The sequence below is a fragment of the Achromobacter sp. D10 genome, from assembly GCF_035282245.1.
Lineage (GTDB): Bacteria > Pseudomonadota > Gammaproteobacteria > Burkholderiales > Burkholderiaceae_B > Achromobacter > Achromobacter insolitus.
The window spans coordinates 168,666-191,547 of sequence record NZ_JAYJLE010000009.1; the positions used below are offsets into that span (position 1 = coordinate 168,666).

The 22,882-nt window shown below is 65.8% G+C and carries 21 protein-coding genes and 1 pseudogene; 13 read left to right on the forward strand and 9 right to left on the reverse strand.

The annotated features are described in order from the left end of the window. Positions 1 to 175: 175 nt before the first annotated feature. The 3 genes from VCS63_RS21745 to VCS63_RS21755 all read left to right on the forward strand — a co-directional run bounded on the left by VCS63_RS21745 (position 176) and on the right by VCS63_RS21755 (position 3,250). Positions 176 to 1,087 carry a LysR family transcriptional regulator gene (locus VCS63_RS21745; RefSeq protein ID WP_042797225.1) on the forward strand — a complete coding sequence of 304 codons (912 nt, stop codon included), beginning with the start codon at positions 176 to 178 and terminating at the stop codon, positions 1,085 to 1,087. A 126-nt stretch (positions 1,088 to 1,213) separates the two neighbouring features. Then, positions 1,214 to 1,885, forward strand: a complete 672-nt coding sequence (locus VCS63_RS21750; protein ID WP_063641105.1) for a DUF4286 family protein — start codon at positions 1,214 to 1,216, stop codon at positions 1,883 to 1,885. 45 nt (positions 1,886 to 1,930) lie between these two features. Next, a complete protein-coding gene (locus VCS63_RS21755; protein ID WP_042794495.1) occupies positions 1,931 to 3,250 on the forward strand; it encodes an MFS transporter in 1,320 nt (439 codons plus the stop codon). Between the two features lie 53 nt (positions 3,251 to 3,303). Here VCS63_RS21755 and VCS63_RS21760 read toward each other — a convergent pair whose 3' ends face one another. From VCS63_RS21760 to VCS63_RS21775, 4 genes and pseudogenes are all read right to left on the reverse strand, one after another. Beyond that, positions 3,304 to 4,299: a D-2-hydroxyacid dehydrogenase gene (locus tag VCS63_RS21760; protein ID WP_301882688.1), complete on the reverse strand. Its 996-nt coding sequence runs from the start codon at positions 4,297 to 4,299 to the stop codon at positions 3,304 to 3,306. Positions 4,300 to 4,311: 12 nt separating this feature from the next. After that, a complete protein-coding gene (locus VCS63_RS21765) occupies positions 4,312 to 5,271 on the reverse strand; it encodes a tripartite tricarboxylate transporter substrate binding protein (protein WP_323881018.1) in 960 nt (319 codons plus the stop codon). An 81-nt stretch (positions 5,272 to 5,352) separates the two neighbouring features. After that, positions 5,353 to 6,153 (reverse strand): class II aldolase/adducin family protein, encoded by an 801-nt coding sequence (locus tag VCS63_RS21770; protein WP_042794492.1) that lies wholly within the window; start codon positions 6,151 to 6,153, stop codon positions 5,353 to 5,355. A gap of 106 nt (positions 6,154 to 6,259) precedes the next feature. Continuing rightward, positions 6,260 to 7,185, reverse strand: a pseudogene (locus tag VCS63_RS21775) (LysR family transcriptional regulator). A gap of 221 nt (positions 7,186 to 7,406) precedes the next feature. On the opposite strand from VCS63_RS21775, the gene VCS63_RS21780 reads away from it, so the two are divergent. The 5 genes from VCS63_RS21780 to VCS63_RS21800 all read left to right on the forward strand — a co-directional run bounded on the left by VCS63_RS21780 (position 7,407) and on the right by VCS63_RS21800 (position 13,389). Next, positions 7,407 to 8,705, forward strand: a complete 1,299-nt coding sequence (locus tag VCS63_RS21780) for an imelysin family protein (RefSeq protein WP_323881019.1) — start codon at positions 7,407 to 7,409, stop codon at positions 8,703 to 8,705. Then, on the forward strand, positions 8,702 to 10,210 hold the full coding sequence (locus VCS63_RS21785) for a di-heme oxidoredictase family protein (RefSeq protein ID WP_323881020.1): 1,509 nt from the start codon (positions 8,702 to 8,704) through the stop codon (positions 10,208 to 10,210). The genes VCS63_RS21780 and VCS63_RS21785 overlap by 4 nt, the downstream gene beginning before the upstream one ends. Beyond that, on the forward strand, positions 10,210 to 11,298 hold the full coding sequence (locus tag VCS63_RS21790) for an imelysin family protein (protein WP_175201354.1): 1,089 nt from the start codon (positions 10,210 to 10,212) through the stop codon (positions 11,296 to 11,298). The genes VCS63_RS21785 and VCS63_RS21790 overlap by 1 nt, the downstream gene beginning before the upstream one ends. Then, complete coding sequence (locus VCS63_RS21795) at positions 11,288 to 12,403, forward strand: DUF1513 domain-containing protein (RefSeq protein WP_323881021.1); 1,116 nt, start codon at positions 11,288 to 11,290, stop codon at positions 12,401 to 12,403. The genes VCS63_RS21790 and VCS63_RS21795 overlap by 11 nt, the downstream gene beginning before the upstream one ends. A gap of 152 nt (positions 12,404 to 12,555) precedes the next feature. After that, positions 12,556 to 13,389, forward strand: coding sequence for a mechanosensitive ion channel family protein (locus VCS63_RS21800; RefSeq protein ID WP_063960339.1), 834 nt, complete (start codon positions 12,556 to 12,558; stop codon positions 13,387 to 13,389). Positions 13,390 to 13,460: 71 nt separating this feature from the next. Here the strand turns inward: VCS63_RS21800 and VCS63_RS21805 are convergent, their stop codons facing one another. Continuing rightward, positions 13,461 to 14,222, reverse strand: a complete 762-nt coding sequence (locus tag VCS63_RS21805; protein ID WP_042794488.1) for an IclR family transcriptional regulator — start codon at positions 14,220 to 14,222, stop codon at positions 13,461 to 13,463. A gap of 159 nt (positions 14,223 to 14,381) precedes the next feature. Here VCS63_RS21805 and VCS63_RS21810 point away from each other — a divergent pair, with 159 nt between their 5' ends. Beyond that, on the forward strand, positions 14,382 to 15,371 hold the full coding sequence (locus VCS63_RS21810; RefSeq protein WP_063641112.1) for a Bug family tripartite tricarboxylate transporter substrate binding protein: 990 nt from the start codon (positions 14,382 to 14,384) through the stop codon (positions 15,369 to 15,371). 63 nt (positions 15,372 to 15,434) lie between these two features. On the opposite strand, the gene VCS63_RS21815 is transcribed toward VCS63_RS21810, so the two are convergent. Then, positions 15,435 to 16,226, reverse strand: coding sequence for an RNA methyltransferase (locus VCS63_RS21815; protein ID WP_108913078.1), 792 nt, complete (start codon positions 16,224 to 16,226; stop codon positions 15,435 to 15,437). A 129-nt stretch (positions 16,227 to 16,355) separates the two neighbouring features. Here VCS63_RS21815 and VCS63_RS21820 point away from each other — a divergent pair, with 129 nt between their 5' ends. The 4 genes from VCS63_RS21820 (at position 16,356) to VCS63_RS21835 (ending at position 20,460) form a co-directional block, all read left to right on the forward strand. Continuing rightward, positions 16,356 to 17,141 (forward strand): inositol monophosphatase family protein, encoded by a 786-nt coding sequence (locus VCS63_RS21820; RefSeq protein ID WP_063641114.1) that lies wholly within the window; start codon positions 16,356 to 16,358, stop codon positions 17,139 to 17,141. Between the two features lie 214 nt (positions 17,142 to 17,355). Continuing rightward, positions 17,356 to 17,805 (forward strand): azurin, encoded by a 450-nt coding sequence (gene azu / locus VCS63_RS21825; protein WP_042794486.1) that lies wholly within the window; start codon positions 17,356 to 17,358, stop codon positions 17,803 to 17,805. Positions 17,806 to 17,993: 188 nt separating this feature from the next. After that, positions 17,994 to 19,577, forward strand: a complete 1,584-nt coding sequence (locus VCS63_RS21830; RefSeq protein WP_042794485.1) for a TerC family protein — start codon at positions 17,994 to 17,996, stop codon at positions 19,575 to 19,577. Between the two features lie 19 nt (positions 19,578 to 19,596). After that, positions 19,597 to 20,460 carry an undecaprenyl-diphosphate phosphatase gene (locus VCS63_RS21835; RefSeq protein WP_042794484.1) on the forward strand — a complete coding sequence of 288 codons (864 nt, stop codon included), beginning with the start codon at positions 19,597 to 19,599 and terminating at the stop codon, positions 20,458 to 20,460. 92 nt (positions 20,461 to 20,552) lie between these two features. Here the strand turns inward: VCS63_RS21835 and VCS63_RS21840 are convergent, their stop codons facing one another. From VCS63_RS21840 to VCS63_RS21850, 3 genes are all read right to left on the reverse strand, one after another. Then, positions 20,553 to 21,326 carry a UDP-2,3-diacylglucosamine diphosphatase gene (locus VCS63_RS21840; protein WP_063641115.1) on the reverse strand — a complete coding sequence of 258 codons (774 nt, stop codon included), beginning with the start codon at positions 21,324 to 21,326 and terminating at the stop codon, positions 20,553 to 20,555. After that, the gene (locus VCS63_RS21845; RefSeq protein ID WP_042794482.1) at positions 21,319 to 21,828 is read right to left on the reverse strand and encodes a peptidylprolyl isomerase; all 510 of its coding nucleotides are present in this window, start codon (positions 21,826 to 21,828) and stop codon (positions 21,319 to 21,321) included. Before VCS63_RS21845 ends, VCS63_RS21840 begins: the two co-directional genes overlap by 8 nt. A 134-nt stretch (positions 21,829 to 21,962) precedes the next feature. After that, entirely contained in the window at positions 21,963 to 22,646 is a 684-nt protein-coding gene (locus VCS63_RS21850) for a tetratricopeptide repeat protein (RefSeq protein WP_042794481.1), read from the reverse strand. Positions 22,647 to 22,882 lie beyond the last annotated feature (236 nt).

Below are 22,882 nucleotides of genomic sequence, written 5' to 3' on the forward strand. Positions count from 1 at the left end.
GCCAGCCTCGCGCTGGTGCCACGCTTGAACCACTTTGGTGCACGCCGCACCATTGAAGGGGACATAACCAGGCGCGCGCCGTGCCTGCCTTTATGGCGGTAGCATGGGAGCGGATCGGAGCTTGGGGCTCCGGAATTCTGAGTCCTTGCGCGATGCCTGGCCGCGTCGTACCGAGATGAATACGCGTTTTGTCGAAGCTTTCTTGTGGTCGGCGCGCCTGGGCAGTTTCCGGGCGGCGAGCGACCGCCTGCACATTACCCAGGCCGCCGTGGCCAATCGCATCGCCTCGCTGGAAGAGGACATAGGCGCGCGCCTGTTCGAGCGCGACGCCAAGGAACTCAGGCTGACCGCCACCGGCACCCGTCTGCTGGACTATGGCGAACGGCTGCTGGAGATCCGGCAGCAGATCCTGTCGCTGGGCAAGGGTGGCGACGAAGTCTTCGGGTTGGTGCGCATCGGAGCCATCGAAACCGTGGTGCATACCTGGCTTATCGGCTTTCTGACCAACCTGCGATCCACCTATCCGGGCATCGAGGTGCAGCTTACGTCCGAGACCACACGGGCGCTGCACCGGGGCTTGCGCGAAGGCGCGCTGGACATTGCGCTGCAGACGGACCTGCTGAACGACAGCGGCATCATCAGCACCGCCTGCCTGCCCATGGAGATGGGCTGGGTCGGGCCGGCTGGCGACGAAGAAACGCTGACGGCCCAACAACTGCTCAGCGAGCCGGTGCTGACCATGAGCCCTGGATCGCAGCCGCATGAAGCGCTCAAGGCCCTGTACCGGGAGGTCGGCATGCCGCAGGGCAAGGTGCATTGCGTCAGTTCGATTTCCGCGCTGGCGCGCCTGGTTCGCAGCGGCTTTGGCCGGGCGCTGGTGCCCTTGCCGCCCATCTACGAATACGTCGCGCGCGGCGAGGTGCAGATCATCCGCTGCGACATCCCGGTGCCGCCGCAGCTGCTGGTCGTGAGCTATCTGGAGAGCGCTGGATCCGATGCCATCAGGCTGGTGGCGGAACTTGCCAGCCGGGCTTCGGACCAGTTCACATCCTCGGTCACTGCGCCGCGATTGGGTTCGGCGCAATAGTGTTATCCCTAGGGCGGCTTTCAATAATTCTGTTGCCGCGCAGAAAAATTACTCGTTTGTCCGCCGCCCGCCCGCCGGCTGAAGATGGAACCTTCCGCAATCGAAGGAATTCCCTGTCTTCAGCTCATGAGCACTCATACCGAATCCTCGCTTTCCTGCCCAGGCCTGCTGTTCGTCGCCACTGACGCCGATCCTGCCCACGAGGCCGATTTCAACCGCTGGTACGACCGCGAGCACGTGGAAGAGCGCGTGCGCATTCCAGGCTTCCTCTCCGGCGCGCGCTACCTCTCGCGGGAAGGCGGCCGCAAATACCTGGGCCTGTACCGCACCGAGTCGCTGGCGGCATTCACCACATCCGATTACCGCGCGGCTTTCGAGCGCCAAACCGCGTGGTCGGTGACCAATCTGGACCGGATGCGCAACCCGATGCGCCGCGTGTGCGCGGTGCGGGCCGTGACCGGCTTTGGCTCCGGCAGCGAAATCGTGGTGCTGCCGCTGCCGCAGGCGGACGACAGCGAGGCCCTGGTTGCCCGAGCCAGCGCGCTGGGCGCCGACCTGGCGCAAACGGACGGCTTCGTGCAGTCCTATCTGCTGGTGCCCGACGCCTCCCTCAGCACGCCGCTGCCGCGCGAGTCCACCGAAAACCGGGTGCTGGCGCCCCTGCTGGTGGTGGAGGCGAGCGCGGCGCAGGCCGCTCGCGCCCTGCGCGCCCAGGCCTGCGGCGCCTTCGGCGCCGATCCCTCGGGCGCCTGGCTGCTGGAACTGGGCTGGAAATTGACGGCGGCGGACCTGCGTTAAGCAGGCCGCGGCATCGCACCACATATCGTATTCAAGGGGAATTCCATGGCAGAAGAAACGCTGTACGGCGCCGCTGCGGTCAAGACCGCGGACGCGCCCAACAAGATGCGCAGACTGGCGCTGGCCAGTTCGGTTGGCACTACGCTGGAGTGGTATGACTTCACCATCTACAACCTGATGGCGGCGCTGGTATTCAACTCCATCTTCTTTCCCTCCTTCGATCCGCTGACGGGCACCATCCTGGCATTCTCGACATATGCCGTGGGCTACGTTTCGCGGCCGTTGGGCGGCTTTGTCTTCGGCCATCTGGGCGACCGGCTTGGGCGCAAGTTTGTGCTGGTTGCCACACTGGTCATCATGGGGATTTCGACGGGCCTGATGGGGCTTTTGCCGACCTATGCGACCTGGGGCGTGTGGGCGCCCGTGGCGCTGGTGGCCTTGCGCTTCGTGCAAGGCGTGGCGCTGGGCGGAGAATGGGCGGGCGCCGTGCTGCTGTCCATGGAGCACGGCAAGCCCGACCAGCGCGGGCGCAACGCTTCGTTTACGCAGATCGGTCCGTCCTGCGGCACGCTGATAGGTACCGGTTTCATCGCGGCGGTGTCCGCCTTCCTGAGCCCCGAGGATTTCCAGGCATGGGGCTGGCGCGTGCCGTTCGTCTCCAGCGTGGCGTTGGTGCTGTTCGGCCTGTGGCTGCGGCGCGGCGTCGAGGAAACACCCGTGTTCCTGGAAATGGAGCAAAAGCGCGAAACCGCCGCCACTCCCATCAAGGAAGTGCTGGGGCAGTATTGGCGGCAATTGCTGGTTGCGGGCGGTTCGCGCATCGGATCCGACGTGCTCTATGCGCTGGTGGTTGTATTCACGCTGACCTATGTGACGACGGTGCTGCATCTGTCCCGGCCCATGGCCCTGACCGCCACCATGCTGGGCGCCGCGCTGAACGCGATCGCGGTGCCGCTGTGCGGACATCTGTCCGACAGGATCGGCCGGCGGCCGGTGTATCTGGCGGGGGCGGTGCTGGGCATGATCTGGGCCTTCGTCTTCTTCGTGCTGATGGACTCCGCGCATCCCATTGCCATCTGCGCGGCGGTCGTGGTGGGCCTGCTGATCCATGCGCTGATGTACGGCCCGCAGGCCGCGTTCATCACCGAGCAGTTCCCGGGCCGCGTGCGTTACGCCGGCTCGTCCCTGGCTTACACGCTGGCGGGCATCGTGGGCGGCGGGTTCGCGCCGCTGATCATCGCCAGCCTGTTCAAATCCTGGAATTCGACCATCGCCATCTCTCTGTATGTGGCGGCTGCGCTGCTCGTCACCGCGGTGGCGGTGCTGGCGGCGCGCGAGACGGCAAAGGCGCCCTTGCAGCGTTGAGGCATCGATGCCCAACCGCTGCCTGGATGGCGATCCGGGCGGCGGCAGGCGGCTCAGGCGAGGCTGCGATTGGCCAGCGGTGCGCCGGCGAGCCAGCGATTGAGGTTGTCGACGAACAGTCCGCGCACACGCGCGGCATTGCCGTCGGAAAAGCCGGCGCTGTGCGGCGTGACGATGACATTGGGCAGGTCCCACAGGGGCGACTCAGGCGGCAGCGGTTCGTGCTGGAATACGTCCAGAAAGGCGCCGCCCACGCGTCCTGCTCGCAGCGCCGCGATCAGTTCCGGTTCGTCGATCACGTGGCCTCGGGCCACATTCACCACCATGGCGTGGGCAGGCAGCGCGGCAAGCGCGTCACGGTCGATCAGGTTGCGCGTGGCCGGCGTGAGCGGGCAGGCCAGCACCAGCCAATCCGCCGCTGGCAGCAGCGACGCCAGCGCCCCGTAATCCACCGTATGGCGCGCCTGCGGCACGGGTGCGCCGCTATGACGCGCGACTGAGATATCCAGGCCGAGCGCACCCAGCAACGCGCCGATGCGCTGCCCGATGCCGCCCCAACCCACGATCACGGCATGCTGGCCGGCCAGATCCCGCGGCATGCGCGCATCCAGCAGCGGGCGCCAGGCGTGGACGCGCTGGTCCGAGGCCAGCGCCGGCAGGCTGCGCGCGAGCGCCAGCAGGCCGGCGATGGCGCTCTGGGCGACCACCGGGTCGCTTGCGCCTTGCGAGGTGGTGACCGCCACCCCGCGCGCGTGCAATGCCTGATAGATCTCGCGGTCGGCGCCGGCCGAGTGCACATGCACCCAGCGCAGCGCCGGCGCGTGGCGCATGGCCTCGTAATACAGCGCCGTGGACTCCTGGATTTCGAACTTGGTGGAATGGCCCGTTACGTCCCGCGAGATAAAGGCGGTTTCGGCCGTCATGGGCTGGCCCGCCACGGGGTGGATCAACGCATAGCGGCCGGCCGCCGGCGTGCGGTCCAGCGCGAGGCGCAGCGATGGCGCCTCGGCCGGCGAGCACAGGATGCTAGTGTCAGGGCTTCGTGTCATGGCGCGGCCGGTTCAATGGGCCTCGGGGGCAAACTTGCGCACCAGCACCGCCCATTTGTCGTGTTCGCGCTGGATGAACGCACCGAATTGCGCGGGCGAACCGCCAACCGGTTCAGCGCCTTCCCGCAGCATCTGTTCGTTCAACCCGGGCAGGGCGGCATTTACCTCGCGATTGACGACATCCACCACTTGTTGCGGCGTGCCCTTGGGAGCGAAGAAGCCGAACCAGGAACCGGCGTCGAAGCCCGGATAGCCGGATTCGGCGATGGTGGGAAGGTCGGGCAGGGTGGCGGAACGCTGCGAGGTGCTGACCGCAAGGGCCCGAAGTTTGCCAGCGCGGATATGTCCGATGACGGACGGAATGGTGGCGAACATGAAGTCGATGCGCCCGGCCAGCAAGTCGTTGACCGCGTCCGCGCCCTTGTAGGGCACGTGGGTGGCGTTGACTCCCAGCTCGTCCATCAGCATGTAGCTGGACAGATGCGAGGAGGTGCCCACGCCGGTCGAGCTGTAGTTGAGCTGCCGCGCGGTCTTGACGTACTTCAGGAATCCCTGGATGTCCTGGGCGGGAAAGGACGGGGGCACCACCAGCACATTGGGCACGGTGGCGATCTGCACCATCGGAACCAGGTCGGTCAGCGGGCTGTAGGGCAGTTTGTTCAATGAGGGGTTGACGGCGATGGGGCCCACGGAATTGACGATCAGGGTGTGGCCGTCGGCCGCGGCCCGCACGACATACTCGGTGCCGATGTTGCCGCCCGCGCCGGGCTTGTTCTCGACCACGAAGGGCTTGCCCAGCTTTTGGGTCAGGGTGTTGGTGACGCTGCGGGTCAGGGTGTCGGTGGTGCCGCCAGGCGAGAACGCGACGATGACTTTCACCGGCCGGTCGGGATAGTCCGCCGCCGCGGTCGGCGCCAGCGTACAGGCGCCCGCCAGCGCTGCGGAAGCGAGCAGGGCTCGTGCAGTGTTCATGATGTCTCCTCGCGTGGGCGTAGTCGAGTTTTCGATGGCGCCGTGCCGCCACGCCGGCCGGCGTCTGCAAAATCAGGCAACTCAGTCGCGATAGCTCGGATCCATCCGGTCGAGCTTGCGCAGCAGCGCGGGCCACTCCATCACGCCATATGGCCGCCGCGTGCCAGGTTGGTAGTTGTTCCAGGTGTCGTGCAGCACGGGCGCGGCGACGGCCCTGAGCGGCGACCCCGTGGCCATGGCAGCAAGCTGGGAACGGCATGCCAGTTCCAGGCGGTGCATCCAGTTGAAGGCTTCCCCCACGGTCCGGCCCACGGTCAGCGCCCCATGGTTGCGCAGGATGAGCGCTTCGCCCTGGCCCAGGTCTTCCAGCAGCGAGGCTTGCTCTTCGAGGCCGAGCACCACGCCCTGGTAGTCGTGGTAGCCGATCTTCAGGAAACGCATCGCCGTCTGGGTCAGGGGCAGCAGGCCGCATTCGAGCGAGGACACGGCCATCGACGCCCAGCTGTGCGTATGGATGACGCAATCCACTTCGTGGCGGTGGGCGTGCACCGCGCTGTGGATCACATAGCCTGCCTTGTTGATGCCGTAGTCCAGCTCGCCGAAATCAGGGCGGGCCAGGATGGTGCCGTCCACGTCCACCTTGATCAGGCTGGACGCCGTGATTTCCTCGTACATCATCCCGTAGGGGTTGATCAGGAAGGCGTTGTCTTCGTCCGGCACGCGCGCCGAGATATGGTTGGCCATCATGTCGGCCATGCCATAGAGCTCGACGAGCCGATAACAGGCCGCGAGGTCGACTCGGGCATTCCACTCCGCCTCGGAACACTGCGGACGCATGGAGGCAATGCGCAGGCGCCCCGGCGCTTGGGGATCAGGTCTCATTGGAATTCGTGCAGATCTGTCGCCGCTGCACCATGCCGCGGCATCCTGGCTGGCAATTTATCTGCGGTGGCGGGCAGGGCCTAGCCACTGTGCCGGCATGGGGGCATCACGAATCGAGAAGGGTTGCCCCCGGCCAGCCGCCGTTGCGCACGAGCGCGCGCATCACGTCCAGGAGCACAACCCGCGCGGCCAGCGCCGCCGGCGACAGCTCTTCGTCGTTGATGCAATAGACCAGGTTGCGCCGGAACAGGAACGGATCATCGATGGGGTGCATGCTCAGCAGCCCCGATTCCACGCGGGCCACTGCCGCGCCAGGCTGGATGGTCGCCAGGGGATTGGCCTGCACCAGGTCCATCAGCGTGGTCAGCCCATCGATCTCCACGCCGATCCATGGTTCCACGCCTGCTCGCTCGAAGGCGGCCTCCACCCACGCCCTCAGGCCGTGGGCCTTGCTTGTCACTGCCTGAGGCAGGCTGCCCAGCTGCGCAATGGTGACCGGTTCGCCATCGGCCAGCGGCACCATGCCGCGGCGCGCAAGCAGGAATAATCGCTCATCCAGCACCGGGATGGCGCTGCGTCCCTGTGTGCTGTCGTTCTGGAACAGCACGGCCAGATCGAGCCGCCGGCCCGTGAGCAGTTCCCCCAGGTTGCCGGACAATCCTTCGACCAGGTGCAGCCGCACATTCGGGTAGCGCTCGGCCATGGCCGCGTAGAACGGCCGGGCCAGCACCGAAGCGGTGGTGGGGCGAAGCCGACACTGACCATGCCGGAGAGCCGCGCCTCGCGCGCTGCGGCCACCGCGTTTTCAGCGTGCCGCAGCGTCAGCTGCGCCTGCCGCAGGAATGCCGTGCCGGCGGGGGTGGGCACCACGCCGGTGGGCGTGCGCACCAGCAAACGCGTGGCCAGCTCGCTTTCCAGGCGGCTGATCTGCTGGCTGAGCGCCGAGGCGACCACTTCGAGCTCGCGCGCAGCGCGGCCGATGCTGCCCAGTTCTGCGACGCGGACGAAGTAGCGGAGTTGGCGAAGTTCCATGGCGGCGGGCTAGAGGCGGAAGAGGGGATAGTAGCTGCCGCAGGCGCGCGCGCGCCGTTTTACCGGCCTCGGGAAAACCAGTCTGACGGTTCAAAGAAATGTCAGGTATCTGACTTTATTCTGAACACCAAACGAAAATTGTTTACACTCTCATCCTCAAAATTCGAGTATGAGCGGGCCGCCGCGGGGGCGGGTGCCGTTCGAGTTACGGGAGAAAGTCGATGCGCAAGTTGCTGTTGGGAGCGGTATTGGCCGCTGCGGTATTCGGGGGAACGGCCCAGGCCGCGGTCGAGCCCAAGGCCGTGGTGGCCACGTATTCGGATCTGGCGCTGGCCGGTTACGAAGACTCGCTGACCTCTGCCAAGGCATTGCGCACCGCCATCGACGCCTTGATCGCCAAGCCCAGCGCCGAAACGCTCAAGGCCGCGCGCGAGGCCTGGCTCGCAGCGCGCGTGCCCTACCAGCAGACCGAGGCTTACCGCTTCGGCAACCCCATCGTCGATGACTGGGAAGGCCGCGTCAACGCCTGGCCGCTGGACGAAGGCCTGATCGACTACGTGGACGCGTCCTACGGCACCGAGAACGACGAGAACGCCTATTACGCCGTCAACGTCATCGCCAACTCCAAGATCTCGGTGGGCGGCAAGACCGTCGACGTCAGCAAGATCACTCCCCAGCTGCTGTCCGAAGTCCTGCACGAGGCCGACGGCAACGAAGCCAACGTGGCCACGGGCTACCACGCCATCGAATTCCTGCTGTGGGGCCAGGATTTGAACGGCACCGGCCCGGCCCCGGCGGACCGCAAGGGCACGCCGCAGGAGCGCCACGCCGGCAATCGTCCGCACACCGATTTCGATCCCAAGAACTGCACGGGCGGCCACTGCGAGCGCCGGGTCGAATTCCTGAAGGCCGTGACCGACCTGCTGGTGACCGACCTGGAAGAAATGGTCGGCAACTGGAAGAAGGACGGCGCTGCGCGCAAGGCTGTCGAGGAAGATCCGAAGGCTGGCCTGATCGCCATGCTGACCGGGCTGGGCAGCCTGTCCTACGGCGAGCTGGCCGGCGAACGCATGAAGCTGGGCCTGATGCTGCATGATCCGGAAGAAGAGCACGACTGCTTCTCCGACAACACCCACAACTCGCACTACTACGACCAGATCGGCATCCGCAACGTCTACCTGGGCAGCTATACGCGCATCGACGGCAAGACCGTTACGGGCGCCAGCCTGTCGGAACTGGTGAAGGCCCGCGATCCCAAGCTGGACGCCGAAGTGCGCGCCAAGCTGGACGCCACCGTGGCCGCCATGCAGGCGATGAAGACGCGCGCCGAAACGGTCGAGACCTACGACCAGATGATCTCGGACGGCAACAAGGAAGGCAACGCCGTGGTGCAGGCCGCCATCGACCGCCTGGTCGACCAGACCCGCAGCCTCGAACGCGTGATCGCCCTGCTGGACCTGGGCAAGGTCGCCATCGAAGGTTCCGACAGCCTGGACAAACCTGACGCCGTATTCAAGTGAAACTCGTTTTAGCCGCCGTACTGGCGGCGTCGGCCCACGCCGGCGCCCCCGCTGCTCCAACCGGGCGCGACGATCTTTCGCCCGAAGACAATAAGCGCGTGACCGCCATCACCGCGCCCACGCGGGACTTCTCGAAGGCCGAGACCTTCGAAACCATGCAGGCGGGGGCAGCCACCACCAACAAGCTCATCAATGCCGACATCTTTTCGCAGCCGTCGGCGAACATGAGCTTCGAGGGGCGTCAGGAGTTCCAGGTCGGCAACGGCCTGTTCCGCAAGGACTGGGTCTCGGCGCCCGCATCCACGCAAGCCTCGGACGGCCTGGGTCCGCTGTTCAACGCGCGGTCCTGCCAGGCCTGTCATACCAAGGACGGGCGCGGCACGGTGCCGGGTTTCGATCCCCTGGAGCGCACCGACGCGGTGGCGCTGTTGCTGCGCCTGGCGGTCCCGGAAGGGCCGGATCGCGGCCACCCGCGGCTTTCCGCAGGTGAAATCGCGGCTTTGCCCGAACCGGTCTATGGCGTGCAGCTGCAGAACTTTGCGGTGGCGGGCCTGCCCGCCGAAGGCCGCATGGAAATCGAGTACGCGCCGGTTCCCGTCGCGCTCAATGGCGGTGAAACCGTCACCCTGATGAAGCCCACGTACCGCATCGAGAACCTGGGTTACGGCCCGATGCGCGCGGACACCCAGATTTCGCCTCGGCTGGCGCCGCCCATGATCGGGCTGGGCCTGCTGGAAGCCATACACGAGGCCGACATCCTGGCCAACGTGGGCGCGGACAAGCGCGATGGCATCGTCGGCAAGGCCAACTGGGTCACCGACGTGCGCACTGGCGCGCGAGCTCTGGGCCGCTTCAACCTGAAGGCTGGCCAACCCACGGTCGAGCAGCAGAGCGCCGCCGCCTTCTCCAATGACATGGGGCTGTCGACGCCCTTGTTCCCCAAGCATTCCGGCGACTGCACGCCCGCGCAGAAGCAATGCCTGGACATGCCGCACGGCGCGCAGCCGCGTTTCGGCCCGGAAGAAGTGCCGGCCAAGCTGATGGACTTCGTCACCATCTATTCCACCAACCTGGCCGTGCCGCAGCGCCGCGATGCCGATGATGCGCGCGTGCTCGCCGGCAAGAAACTGTTCTACGAAGCCAATTGCGTCGCCTGCCACGTGCCCAAGTACGTCACCAGCCGCAACGCCAAGCAGCCTGAGCATCGCTTCCAGCTGATCTGGCCCTACACCGACATGCTGGTGCACGACATGGGCGACGACCTGGCCGATGGCGTGTCCGACGGACTGGCCAATGGACGCGAATGGCGCACGCCGCCGCTGTGGGGCATCGGCCTGACCAAGACCGTGAATCCCAACGCCACCTGGCTGCATGACGGACGCGCGCGCACCTTGTTGGAGGCCGTGCTGTGGCATGGCGGCGCAGGCAAGCCCGCGCGTGACCGCGTGGTGGCGATGACGCCGGAGGAACGCGCCGATCTCATCCGTTTCCTGGAGTCGCTGTGATGGCGGGATTTGCCAAGCATCTGTTGAAGTGGACGGCTGCCGCCGCGCTGATCGGGGCCGCGCCCTGGCCCGTTCTTGCTGCGCCGCCCGCCGATCTGGGCGAGCGCCTTGCGCGCGATTACGCCCGGCCCGCGATGGCCAGGATGGTCGACGCGGCGTCGGCCCTGGATGGCGCGCTGGGCGTCTGGTGCGCGCAGCCCGGCGCCGCCGACGCGGCACGTGTGAAGCAGGCGTTCGAAAACCTCGCTCTGGCCTGGTCCGGCGTCGAGTTCCTGCGCTTTGGCCCGCTGGTACAGGCCAACCGCTACGAGCGCCTGGCCTTCTGGCCCGATACGCGCGGCGTCATGCCCAAGCAGGTGCAATCGCTCATCGCCGCCAAGGATGATGCCTTGCTCCAGCCTGGCGCCCTGTCGGGACGCAGCGTGGCGGTGCAGGGCCTGCCAGCGCTAGAGTATGTCCTTTATGGCGAACCGGCCTTGCTGCGGCGCAACGGCGAACAGGATTTCGCCTACGCCTGCGGCTACGCCAAGGCTGTCGCGGCCAACGTCACGCAGATTTCGCGCGATGTGGCGCAGGCCTGGAGCGCCGAAGGCGATTTCGGTCGGCAGTTTGCGCAACCCAATGCCGGCAACGACCTGTACCGCGACCAGCAGGAGGTCGCGGCCGAGGCCATGAAGTCTCTGTCCACTGGACTGCAATTCGCGCGCGACGTGAAGATACTGCCGGTGTTGGGCGACACCCCGGAAGCAGCGCGGCCCAAGCGCGCTGCATTCTGGCGCAGCCAGTTGTCCACGCGCCTGCTGGCCGCCAACCTGGATGGCTTGCAGGCCTTCTATCAGGCGGGCGCCTATGCCCTGCCCGCGGGTGAGGCTTGGATGGCCGTGTCGGTGCGCGGCGAACTGGAGAGCGCGGCGCGCACGCTGCAGGCTGTGCCGGTTCCGTTGGAGCAGGCACTCGCGCAGGAAGAAGGGCGCCGGCTGTTGACCCTGGCGGCGTTGACCCTCAAGAACGCCAAGGCCATCGTCGACCAGGATCTGGCGCCGGCTCTGGGCGTGACGATCGGATTCAATGCGCTCGATGGCGATTGACCGGCGCCGCTTTCTGTCGCTTGCCGCCGCCATGGGCCTGGCGCCGGCAGCGGCGCTCGCGGCCGCGCCCGAGAACGGCGCAGTCCTGTACTTGAGCGCGCGCAAGCGCGGCGGGCGCGACGAAGCCGTGTTGCTGGACGAGACCGGACATGATCGGCTGGTGGTGCCGATGCCTGCGCGCGGACACAGCTTCGCGATCGACTCCGCCAGCGGACGCGCCGTGGTCTTTGGTCGTCAACCTGGCTTTTTCGCGCTGGCATTTTCCCTGGACGGGGGCGAGCCCCAAGCGCTGCCCATGCATGAGGAACGCCATTTCTTCGGCCATGGCGCCTATCTGGATGGTGGCCGGCTGCTGGCCGCCACGGAAAACGATTTTGAGGCGGGCCGGGGCGTGCTGGGGGTTTATGACGCTTCGCCCGGCGCTGCGTACCGCCGCATCGGAGAGTTTGATACCGGCGGCATCGGACCGCACGAGGTCGTGCTGATGCCTGACGGCAAGACACTCTGCGTCGCCAACGGCGGCATCCTGACGCATCCCGACTACGGCAAGCTGGAACTCAATCTGGACACCATGCGGCCCTCGCTGGCGTACATCGACGCGGCCAGCGGAGAACTGCTGGAGAAGGTCGAGCTGGAGCCGGCCTTGCACCGCCTTTCGATCCGCCATCTGGCGTTGGCCGCGGACGGCTGTATCTGGTTCGGCTGCCAATACATGGGTCCGGCGGCCGACCGTCCCGCGTTGGTCGGGCGTCACCGGCGCGGCGCGCGGCTTGAACTCTTCGAGGGTCCCGCTCAGACGCTGCGCCAGATGCGCAACTACGTCGGCTCGGTGGCGGTGGATGCTGCCGGCGCCGTGGTGGCGACGTCCAGTCCGGTGGGCGGGCAAGTAATGTATTGGGACGCGGCCAACGGCCGGTGCCTCGGTACCACTGCCTTGGCCGACGGTTGCGGCGTAGCGCCGGCGGCCGATGCCGGTTTCCTGCTGAGCAGTGGTCTGGGCGCTATGTTGCGCGCCGACGCGACGGGGGCGGAGACGCCCGTGCTGGCGCCGTCGCGCGAGGTGTCGTGGGACAACCATTTCCGCAAAGTGCCGGCGCAGGCCTGATCCTTTTCGCTTACAAAGCTTGACACAACAGGGCCGCAACGCGGCCCTGATCGCAAGCGTCATCTGATAAAGTTTTCGGCTGTTTTTTTTCAGGCCGCCAGGCGCCCGTCGCGGGGCCGCCGCGCGGCCTCAACTTTTGCGCAGGAGTATCCATGGAAGAAGCCTTGAAAGAATTTAGCGCCTGGGCTCCCAGGCTGGTGGACCTGGGCCTCAATCTGCTTATCGCCTTGCTGATCCTCATCATCGGCTGGTGGGTGTCGTCCCTGCTGGGCAGCTGGGTGCGCCGCGCGGCCACGCGTTCCAGCAAGATCGATCCCACCATCGTGCCCATGTTCTACAGCACCGTGGTCTGGACGGTGCGCATCTTCACGGTGATCGCGGTGCTCGCGCGCTTCGGCGTGCAGACGGCCAGCCTGATCGCCGTGCTGGGCGCGGCCGGCCTGGCCGTGGGTCTGGCTCTGCAAGGCACGTTGCAGAACATTGCCGCAGGCATCATGCTCCTCATCCTGCGCCCCATACGCGCGGGCGAGTACGTGGCGCTGAGCACGGGCGTGGACGGCACGGTGGAAGAGGTCGGCCTGTTCCTGACGCGCCTGGTTCAGGTCGACGGCATTCACCTGACCCTGCCCAACAGCACGGTGTGGAATGCCACCATCACCAACTACAGCCGCAACAAGACGCGCCGCCTGGATATTCCCGTGCCGGTGCGCTATGGCGACGACCTGGAGGTGGTGGTGGCCAAGCTGCGCGCCATCGTGGATGCGCGCCCCGAAACGCTGAAAGACCCCGAGCCGCTGGTCAAGGTGGTCGACTACAAGGAAAACGGCGTGGTCGTGAACGTGCGCGTGTGGACCGAGGCGGCCAAGTATTGGGACCTGCGCTGGGGCTTGTACCAGGACATCCGCAAGTCGCTGGAGGACGCGGGCTTCCAGCCGCCGATTCCGATGCGCGAGATCCAGAACGCGAAGACGGGAGCGGCTGCCTGAAGCTGGTTTTTTCTCGCAGAAACGGAAACGGGCGCCCAGGGCGCCCGTTTTTTTTACCGCTGCCAAAAGCGCTACGCCTGCATGGACAGGCGCGCCAGTTCGGTCTTGATCCAGCCGGCGATTTCGCGCTGCCGTTGGGCCGGCATGCGGTCGATAATGGCCGTCACGCTGACCGCCAGGATCGGCGCGCCCTGGGAATCCAGCAGCGCGCAGCCCACGCCGAGCGCGCCGCGCACCGCGTGATTGCCCACAACGGAATAGCCGCGGGCGCGGGTGTTTTCGATCAGGCGGTACATTTCCTGTGGCGTCATGCCGCCGTACTCGTCCAGCCGGCCGGAGTTGCGCTCGACGATGCCGCGCGCGACGTCGTCGGGGAGGGCGGCCAGCAGGGCCATGCCGCCGGATCCCACGCCCAGCGGCTGGCGCTTGCCTGCATAGGTGGCCAGGATCTGCACGGGATAGCTGCCGATCTCGCGATGCAGGCTGATGGAATCGTCCTCTTCGCGCACTACCAGGAATACCGCGTCGCCGGTACGGTCGGCCAGGCGGCGCAACACGGGCAGCAACTGGCGCACGCGCGGGTCGCGCGAACGCGTGTCCGGGTCCACCGCCAGTTGGGCGCGGTACTTCTTGGTGCCCGTCACGGCCAGCACCAGCCCAGCGTCGAGCAGGGCGGCCAGCAGGCGGTAAATGGTGGGACGCTGTATGCCCGTCAGGCGGGCAATGTCGGTCACGCTCAGGCCGTCAGGACCCTGGTCCCGCAGGGCTGCCAATACCGCCAATCCGCGCCGCAGGGTGCGTGGACCCGCAGCCGCGGCGTCGCTATCTTGCATGAAAATCTCTGAAAACTCGGGTTATTACGGAATATTCAAGGGAAAACCACTGTCCGTGCTGTGGACTCTACCTTGATGTGGTGCCTGTGTATAGCTCAGAATGCAGCATCCAACAATTCAAATCGTCCATTCAATGGACAGTACCCGCACGGAGACACTATGACTACAGGTCAAAAGCCTGGACTGCGGCGCATCGCCGCCACCCTTCTGGCTACCGCCGCAAGCGCATTCGCCCTGGGCTCCGCCCATGCCGCCTACCCCGACAAGCCCGTCCGTATCGTGGTCGGTTTTTCCGCGGGTGGCACCACCGACGTGATCGCTCGCATCATGGCCAAGGAACTGACCGAGAGCCTCGGCCAGTCCTTCGTGGTCGAGAACAAGCCGGGCGCCGGCAGCAATATCGCCACCGACCAGGTAAAGCGCGCAGACCCCGACGGTTACACGCTGCTGTTCGTGGCCGTGACCAGCGCCATCAACCAGACGCTGTACAAGAATGTCAACTTTGACCTGACCAAGGACTTTACGCCTGTGGCCCTGGGCGCCAAGGTGCCGAACATCCTGGTGGTGAACCCCCAAGTGCCCGTGAAGACGGTGCAGGAACTGGTGGACTACGCCAAGAAGAATCCCGGCAAGCTGGCGTTCGCGTCGTCCGGCAGCGGCACCTCCATCCACATGGCGGGCGAGCTCTTCAAGATGAGGACCGGCATCGACGTGCTGCACGTCCCGTACAAAGGCAGCGCGCCGGCCGTGACCGACCTGATCGGCGGCCAAGTGCAATTCATGTTCGACAACATGCCCTCGTCCTGGCCGCACGTGCAATCGGGCAAGCTGCGCGCCCTGGCTGTGACGACCAAGGAACGCTCCAAGAGCGCCCCGGATCTGCCCACGATGCAGGAAGCGGGTTTTGCCGATTTCGACGTGTCCTCCTGGTTCGGCATGATCGCGCCGGCCGGCACGCCGCCCGAGGTCGTGAACAAGCTCAATGCAGCCATGGTCAAGGCGCTGGACAAGCCCGAAGTGCAGAAAAGCTTCGAGAGCCTGGGTGCGGTGGGCGTCAAGACGACGCCGGCCGAATTCGGCCAGTTCATCAAGTCGGAAGTCGAAGGCTGGGCCCCCGTGGTCAAGGCCTCGGGCGCCAAGGTGGACTGATTTACGATTTCCGGGCGGCGAGCCGCCCGGCAAACCTTGCAGGGGACAGGCGCGAGCCTGCCCCTATTTTTTTGTCCCGCCGTTGCGGCGCGCGGTGGCCAGCATGGCGGTGCAGACGCCGCGCATCATGTCCACTTCGTCGCGGCTCAAGGCATGGCGGGAGAACAGATGGCGCATGCGCGGCATCAGCTTCTTGGGATGCGCCGGATCCAGGAACTGCACGCCGATCAGTGCTTCTTCCCAGTGCGCCAGGAAGGCCTGGACGGCTTCGCTGGAGGCCGGCGCCGCGCCGCGCGGCGCTTCTTGCGCGGTGGAAGCGGGCAGCAGCGCCGCGCCCTGGTCCACCAGCAGCGCGTAACGCAGCTCCCAGGCAGCCAGTTGCAGCGCCTGGGCCACGTTCAGCGAGCTGTACTCGGGATTGGCCGGGATGTGGCAGATACGGTGGCACAGCGCGATCTGGGCGTTGGTGAGCCCGGCGCGTTCCGTGCCCAGCACCACGGCGGCCACGCCCTCGGCGGTTTCGCCCAGGTGGACGCGGGCCAGGTCGGCAGCCTGGCGGATATCGCAGGGCGGCGGGCCCAGGTCGCGCACGCGGGCGGTCAACGCGAAAGCCATGGTGACGGGCGCCAGCGCCTCTTCCAAAGTGGCGTGGATCCGGGCATTTTCCAGCACGTCCAACGCGCCGCTGGCCAGCGCCACGGCCTCCGGCTGGCTTGTTACATCTGGAAATTTGGGCTCGACCAGGACCAGTTCGGAGAATCCCATCGTCTTGATGGCGCGGGCCGCCGAACCCACGTTTCCGGGGTGGCTGGGGTTCACCATGATGAACCGAACACGTGAAAATGCTTGAGTCATTTAAAATGGCACGTTTGGCTTAGTGCCTTCCTGGTTTTTTGGGTCGATTTCCCCGGTTGGGGAGCGGCGGACCGGGGGGCGGCAAGCGGCCTACCATCAAGCCAACTCATCGCATTCGTACGGAATTTTATGCACCCGATGCTCAACATCGCCATCAAGGCGGCCCGGCGTGCCGGCACCATTATCAACCGTGCCAGCATGGATTTGGAACGACTCAGCGTGGCTCGCAAGGGGCCGCGGGATTATGTCACGGAAGTCGATCGCGCCGCCGAGGAGTCGATCGTCGAGACGCTGCGCGCCGCGTACCCGGACCACGCCGTCCTGGGCGAGGAATTCGGCCTGCAAGGCCCCGACCAGGCTGAATTCCAGTGGATCATCGATCCCCTGGACGGCACCACGAACTTCATCCATGGCCTGCCCAACTACGCCGTGTCCATTGCGTTGACGCAGCGCGGCCAGGTCACGCAGGCGGTCATCTATGACCCCACCCGCAATGAACTCTTCACGGCCAGCCGCGGCAGCGGCACGTTCCTGAACGACCGCCGCGTGCGCGTGTCGGGCCGCACCCGCTACCACGAGGCCCTGCTGGGCGCCCATTGGCCCAACTCCGGCGACCCGGAGCAAGGCTCCGCGCGTTTTCGCCAGATGGCCGAAGGCAGCACTGGCGTACGCCGCCTGGGCTCCACGGTGCTGGATCTGGCCTACGTGGCCTGCGGCCGCCTGGACGGCTTCTGCGGCGTGGGCCTGAAGTCCTGGGACCTGGCTGCGGGCAGCCTGATGGTGCTGGAGGCTGGCGGCCTGGTCGCGGACTTCGACGGCGAGCAAGGCTGGATGGACACCGGCAATGTGCTGGCCGCCAGCCCGAAGATCTTCACGCAGATGCTGTCTTCGTTGAACCCGCCTTCGGCGGCCTGAAGCGGGGCGCCTCCGCCATAAGGAAACACCGGCCCCGGGGGCCGGTTTTTTCATGGGCGGCCGCTGCGCATGGGCTTGATTCCGAAGACTGAACGCGGCGCGATTGATGTCCATCAATGGCGCTGCGCCGGTGCGGCTCTAGACTTGTGGATGGCGGCGGCGCAGGCATTTGCCTCGCGTGTATGAAGGCCGCGACGTTTACGGAGAAGTTCCCATGCTGGCAAAAGCCACCCTAGCCATCACCCTGTCCGCAGCCAGCCTGCCCGTGTTTGCCGCCCAGTGCGAGGCGACCATCGAGAGTAACGACGCCATGCAGTACAACGTGAGCGAGATGGTCGTCGACAAGAGCTGCAAGCAATTCACCGTGCATCTCAAGCACGTCGGCAAGTTGCCCAAGACCGCCATGGGCCACAACTGGGTGCTCACCAAGGACGCCGACAAGACCGCGGTGGCCACCGAGGGCATGACTGCGGGTCCGGCGCAGGACTATGTGAAGGCGGGCGATACCCGCGTCATCGCGCATACCAAGGTCATTGGGGGCGGTGAGTCCGATTCCGTGACTTTCGACGTTTCCAAGCTGACTCCCGGCGAGGCCTATGCCTACTTCTGCTCCTTCCCCGGCCACTGGGCCGTGATGAAGGGCACGCTCAAGCTCGGCAGCTGATCGTCCTCAGCGCAAAAACCGGCTCCTGGCCGGTTTTTTTTTGCTTTGCGAGATCCGTCCAGGCCCGCAATGCCCTGGTTCCCAAGGCTTAAACCCCGTGTACATCAGGCATACGGAGGGGGCGCGTCACCGGCGTGTCACGGATTTTCCATGTACGATTACCGGTCGTGTAACTTCTGGAGCTCCTGATGGAGTGGCTGCTGGACCCCACTGCGTGGGTCGGCTTGCTTACCCTGGTCATCCTTGAGATCGTCCTGGGGATCGATAACCTGATTTTCATCGCCATCCTGGCGGACAAGCTGCCCCCTGCGCAACGCGACCGCGCGCGGATCATGGGCCTGAGCCTGGCGCTCATCATGCGTCTTGGCCTCTTGTCGGTCATGTCATGGCTGGTCACGCTGACCACCCCCCTGTTTTCCATCGGCCCGCTGTCGTTCTCGGGCCGCGACCTGATCCTGATGATCGGCGGCCTGTTCCTGCTGTTCAAGGGCACCATGGAACTGCACGAGCGCCTGGAGGGCTCCCAGCACGGCGGCTCATCGGGCCCGCGCGTGTACGCCAGCTTCTGGGTGATCGTGACGCAGATCGTGGTGCTGGACGCGGTGTTCTCGCTGGACTCCGTCATCACCGCGGTAGGCATGGTGGACCATCTGGCCATCATGATGATCGCCGTCGTCATCGCCATCGGCATCATGCTGCTGGCATCCAAGCCGCTGACGCGCTTCGTCAACGCCCACCCCACGGTAGTGGTGCTGTGCCTGGGCTTCCTGCTCATGATCGGCTTTTCGCTGCTGGCGGAGGCCTTCGGCTTCAAGGTGCCCAAGGGCTATCTGTATGCCGCCATCGGCTTCTCGGTCGCCATCGAGGCGCTCAACCAGGTGGCGCGCCGCAACCTGCTCAAGCTGGACGCGCGCCGCCCCATGCGCGAGCGCACCGCCTCCGCCGTGCTGCGCATGCTGGGCAAGCGGCCGCCAGCGGACGAGCCCGATCTGCCCAGCGCGGACGGTCCGGCCATTCCCGCCTTCGGGGTCGAGGAACGCAATATGGTCAGTGGCGTGCTGACGCTGGCTGAACGTTCCATCCGCTCGATCATGACGCCGCGCACCGACGTCTCCTGGATCAATATCGACGACGACCCGGAAACCATCCGTCACCAGCTGACCGAAGCGCCGCACAGCTTTTTCCCCGTGTGCAGGGGGTCGCTGGACGAGGTGCTGGGCATTGGCCGCGCCAAGGACCTGGTGGCGGACCTCATCACCGAGGGCAGGGTGCGCCGCAACCGCCTGCGCGACCCCATCATCGTGCATGAGTCCATCGGCATCCTGCGCCTCATGGACACGCTCAAGCGCTCGCGCGGCCAGCTGGTGCTGGTGGCGGACGAGTTCGGGGCGATCGAAGGCCTGGTGACGCCCATCGACGTCTTCGAGGCGATCGCCGGCGAATTCCCCGACGAAGACGAACTGCCAGACATCGTCGCCGACGGCGAGAACACCTGGAAAATCGACGGTGCGGCCGACCTGCACCATGTCGAGCAAGTGCTGGAAACCGAGGGCCTGGTCGATGACGCCCAGGATTTTTCAACTCTGGCGGGATATCTGCTGTCGCGCTTCGGGCACTTGCCCAAGCCGGGCGACGTCTGCGAGTACGAAATTCATCACGAGCATTTCCGCTTTGAAGTCCTGGAAATGGACGGCCGCCGCATCGCGCTGGTGCGCGTGGAGAAGCGGCCGCAGGAAATGCTCGCCGACGACGAATCCCTAGCCAACGATTAACTGGAACCGACCTGCCATCGTGACCGAAAACACTCTATATCTGTTCAAAGCTTTCGTCCTGGGCATCATTGAAGGCCTGACGGAGTTCATCCCCGTGTCCAGCACTGGGCACCTCATCCTGGTGGGCGACTGGATCAATTTCCAGTCCAGCCAGGGCAAGGTCTTCGAAGTGGTGATCCAGCTGGGGTCCATCCTGGCGGTGATGTGGGTGTTCCGCGCGCGCCTGCTGACGCTGATCCGCGGCACGCTGACCGGCGTGCCCAGCGAGGTGGCCTTCACCCGCAACCTGATCATTGCCTTCTTGCCCGCAGCCGTCATCGGCGCGATCTTCATCAAGGCTATCAAGGGCATCTTCTACCATCCCGCCGTGGTGGTCGTGACGCTGGTGCTGGGCGGCCTGATCATGCTTTACGTGGAACGCAAGACCCACCATACGCCGGGCGACGTGCCCGGCGCGGCGGACGATACGGCTTCCGACGAGCGCGCCACGGCTCGCACGCTGGAGCAGATTTCCTGGAAGCAGGCATTGGGCGTGGGCGTGGCGCAATGCCTGGCCATGATCCCCGGCACCTCGCGTTCGGGCGCCACCATCATCGGCGGCATGATTGCGGGCATCCAGCGCAAGACGGCCACTGAGTTCTCGTTCTTCCTCGCCATGCCCACCATGCTGGGCGCGGCGGTCTACGACATGTACAAGAACTTCGACGTGCTCACCCAGCACGACCTGTCGGGCATCGCGGTTGGCTTTATTGCCGCCTTCCTGAGCGCGATGGTCGTGGTGCGCGCCGTGCTGCGCTTTGTCGCTAACCACACCTATCGCGTGTTTGCGTGGTACCGGATCGTGTTCGGCGGCGTGGTCGCGGCCTGGATCTTTACCCGCTGAGCCGGCTGGCGCGCTTGGTGCCAGCAGCAATGACAAGGGCCGCAAATGCGGCCCTTGTCGTTTTTCGGTCATGCGGTGGAGCGCGGGGGGCGCTACGCTTCCGTTTCCAGGTCGTAGAACTGCAGGCCGTCGCGGTCGATGACCAGCCAGCCGCCGCGGGCGGGCGAGACGTGGTCGCAGTCCCAGTCGGGCAGCACCCAGCGTTCACGCTTCTTGCCATCCACTTCCAGCACGTGGCGGGCCGGGCGATGGGTATGGCCATGCACCAGGACGCGTACGCCGGTCTCGCGGAAGACCGACACAATGGCGGCGGCATTGACGTCCATGATTTCCATGGACTTCATCTGGTTGGCCGCCTGGCTTTCGCCCCGGGCCTGCTGTGCCATGGCCAGCCGCTCGGGGATCGTCTTGGACAGGAACTCAGCCTGCCAGCGGGGATCGCGGACCATCTTGCGGAATTGCTGGTAGGCGGCGTCGTCCGTACAGAACTCGTCGCCGTGGGTCAGCAAGACCTGGCCGTAATCCGTTTCCAGCAGCGCCGGCTCGGGCAGCAGCTTGGCGCCCAGGGCCTGGGCCAACTCTTCCCCAATGAGGAAGTCGCGGTTGCCGCGGCCCAGCCACACCGGAATGCGGCTGGCGGTGTCGCGCAGCGCCGTCAGCGCCGTGGCGAGCCACGGCGGCGCGGCGCGGATCACATCGTCGCCGATCCAGGCATCGAAGATGTCGCCCGGCAGCAGCAGGGCGCCGGCTTCCTCCCGCGCGGCCTCCAGGAAGGCCAGGAAGGCCTCCGAGGTGGCCGGCGTGGCCGGCCCCAGATGCAGGTCGGACGCCAGCCAGATGGGGCCGGACAGGGCGATCTTATTCAAGAACTTCGGCCTTCTCGATGATCACGTCTTCGTTGGGGACGTTCTGGTGGAAGCCCTTGTTGCCGGTCTTCACGCCCTTGATCTTGTCGACCACGTCCGTGCCTTCGGTCACGGTGCCGAACACGGCATAGCCCCAGCCGTTGGGCGTGGGCGCGGTGAAGTTCAGGAAGTCGTTGTTGGAGACGTTGATGAAGAACTGCGCCGTGGCCGAGTGCGGATCGCTGGTGCGGGCCATGGCCAGGGTGTACTTGTCGTTCTTCAGGCCGTTGTTGGCTTCGTTTTCGATCGGAGCATGGGTCTGCTTCTGCTTCATGCCGGGTTCGAAGCCGCCGCCCTGGATCATGAAGCCATCGATCACGCGGTGAAACACCGTGCCGTTGTAGAAGCCTTCCTTGACGTAGGTCAGGAAATTCTCGACGGTCTTGGGAGCCTTGGCGGCATCCAGCGTGATGACCATGTCGCCTTGGTTCGTTTGGAGCTTGACGCGGGGGTTGGTGCTCATGGCTTTTGTGCCTTCAGAGGTGGAGGTGGAGGAATTGGCCGCGGGGGCGGCGCTGACGAGCGCTGGGGCGAATGCAGCCAGCGCGAACGAGCACGCCGTCAGGCGCAGCAGGTGTAGGGGGGAGTAGCGGGACATCATTTGCCGTGTTTATCCTTCAGCATGGTTTCGACTTCGCGGACCTTGTCCTGCATACCGGGCACGCCATCGCGGGCGGCCTTCTTGTAGGTGTTCAAGGCCTGCAGAAGTTGCAGGTCGCCCATATTGGCGCGGGCGGCGGCATAGTTGGGGTCGGCGCGCAGGGCCATCGAGAGCGCATCTTGCGCCCGGTCGAGTTCGCCCCGGGCAGCATATAGAGCCGCCAGGTTGTTCCAAGGTTCCGGCAGTTCCGGAAAGCGGTTGGTCATCTCGGTGTAGACGTCGATGGCCTCGTTGCTGCGGTTCAGGGCTGCCAGCGCGCGCGCGTGCTGGAACATCAGCTGCACGTCAGTGCCCCGCTGGTCCTTGATCTGCTCCTGGCGCTTTTCGATCATGGCGAGCGCTTCTTCGTTGTCGCCGCGATTCAGCAGGCGCTCGATGTGCGTCGTGATCTGCGACGGCGAGGGCGTCAGGCGCGTGTCGACGCTGGGCTGGGCCGCTTCCAGCAATTTGGCCAGGCTGTCCCAGCCGCCTTCGGGCGGGATGGGATCCAGGGTGGTGCGGTTGGCGTTGGGATTCGTTCCACCGCCGCCCGCCATCGACTGGGCCAGAGCGGCTCCAACCGGCGCGCCCGCAAGGGCCAGGGCGAGCAGGGCGACGCGAAAGCGCGGCTTGATAGTCACTTGGGCATCCGTTAAAAGTCGTGGCAGGTCGACGCTCACGCGCGCGACCGGGCCGCTTGCTATACTTGACGACCGCCATTTTAGCCCCGGTTGGGTTTTGGCTCGACATTGGGGACGAACCCCGGCGATTCGTCCGTCAGGGCGGGTTTGAAATCCGGCTCGAGCCCGACTTCAAAGCCGGATTCGAACTGAGGGGCTCGGAATGGTCCGCGCCAGTGAGATTATGGCTCGGGGCC

Coding starts and splice junctions, on each gene's coding strand:
- VCS63_RS21745 (WP_042797225.1), top strand. CDS start 176: ATGAATACGCGTTTTGTCGAAGCTTTCTTGTGGTCGGCGCGCCTGGGC.
- VCS63_RS21750 (WP_063641105.1), top strand. CDS start 1,214: ATGAGCACTCATACCGAATCCTCGCTTTCCTGCCCAGGCCTGCTGTTC.
- VCS63_RS21755 (WP_042794495.1), top strand. CDS start 1,931: ATGGCAGAAGAAACGCTGTACGGCGCCGCTGCGGTCAAGACCGCGGAC.
- VCS63_RS21760 (WP_301882688.1), bottom strand. CDS start 4,299: ATGACACGAAGCCCTGACACTAGCATCCTGTGCTCGCCGGCCGAGGCG.
- VCS63_RS21765 (WP_323881018.1), bottom strand. CDS start 5,271: ATGAACACTGCACGAGCCCTGCTCGCTTCCGCAGCGCTGGCGGGCGCC.
- VCS63_RS21770 (WP_042794492.1), bottom strand. CDS start 6,153: ATGAGACCTGATCCCCAAGCGCCGGGGCGCCTGCGCATTGCCTCCATG.
- VCS63_RS21780 (WP_323881019.1), top strand. CDS start 7,407: ATGCGCAAGTTGCTGTTGGGAGCGGTATTGGCCGCTGCGGTATTCGGG.
- VCS63_RS21790 (WP_175201354.1), top strand. CDS start 10,210: ATGGCGGGATTTGCCAAGCATCTGTTGAAGTGGACGGCTGCCGCCGCG.
- VCS63_RS21795 (WP_323881021.1), top strand. CDS start 11,288: ATGGCGATTGACCGGCGCCGCTTTCTGTCGCTTGCCGCCGCCATGGGC.
- VCS63_RS21800 (WP_063960339.1), top strand. CDS start 12,556: ATGGAAGAAGCCTTGAAAGAATTTAGCGCCTGGGCTCCCAGGCTGGTG.
- VCS63_RS21805 (WP_042794488.1), bottom strand. CDS start 14,222: ATGCAAGATAGCGACGCCGCGGCTGCGGGTCCACGCACCCTGCGGCGC.
- VCS63_RS21810 (WP_063641112.1), top strand. CDS start 14,382: ATGACTACAGGTCAAAAGCCTGGACTGCGGCGCATCGCCGCCACCCTT.
- VCS63_RS21815 (WP_108913078.1), bottom strand. CDS start 16,226: ATGACTCAAGCATTTTCACGTGTTCGGTTCATCATGGTGAACCCCAGC.
- VCS63_RS21820 (WP_063641114.1), top strand. CDS start 16,356: ATGCACCCGATGCTCAACATCGCCATCAAGGCGGCCCGGCGTGCCGGC.
- azu (WP_042794486.1), top strand. CDS start 17,356: ATGCTGGCAAAAGCCACCCTAGCCATCACCCTGTCCGCAGCCAGCCTG.
- VCS63_RS21830 (WP_042794485.1), top strand. CDS start 17,994: ATGGAGTGGCTGCTGGACCCCACTGCGTGGGTCGGCTTGCTTACCCTG.
- VCS63_RS21845 (WP_042794482.1), bottom strand. CDS start 21,828: ATGAGCACCAACCCCCGCGTCAAGCTCCAAACGAACCAAGGCGACATG.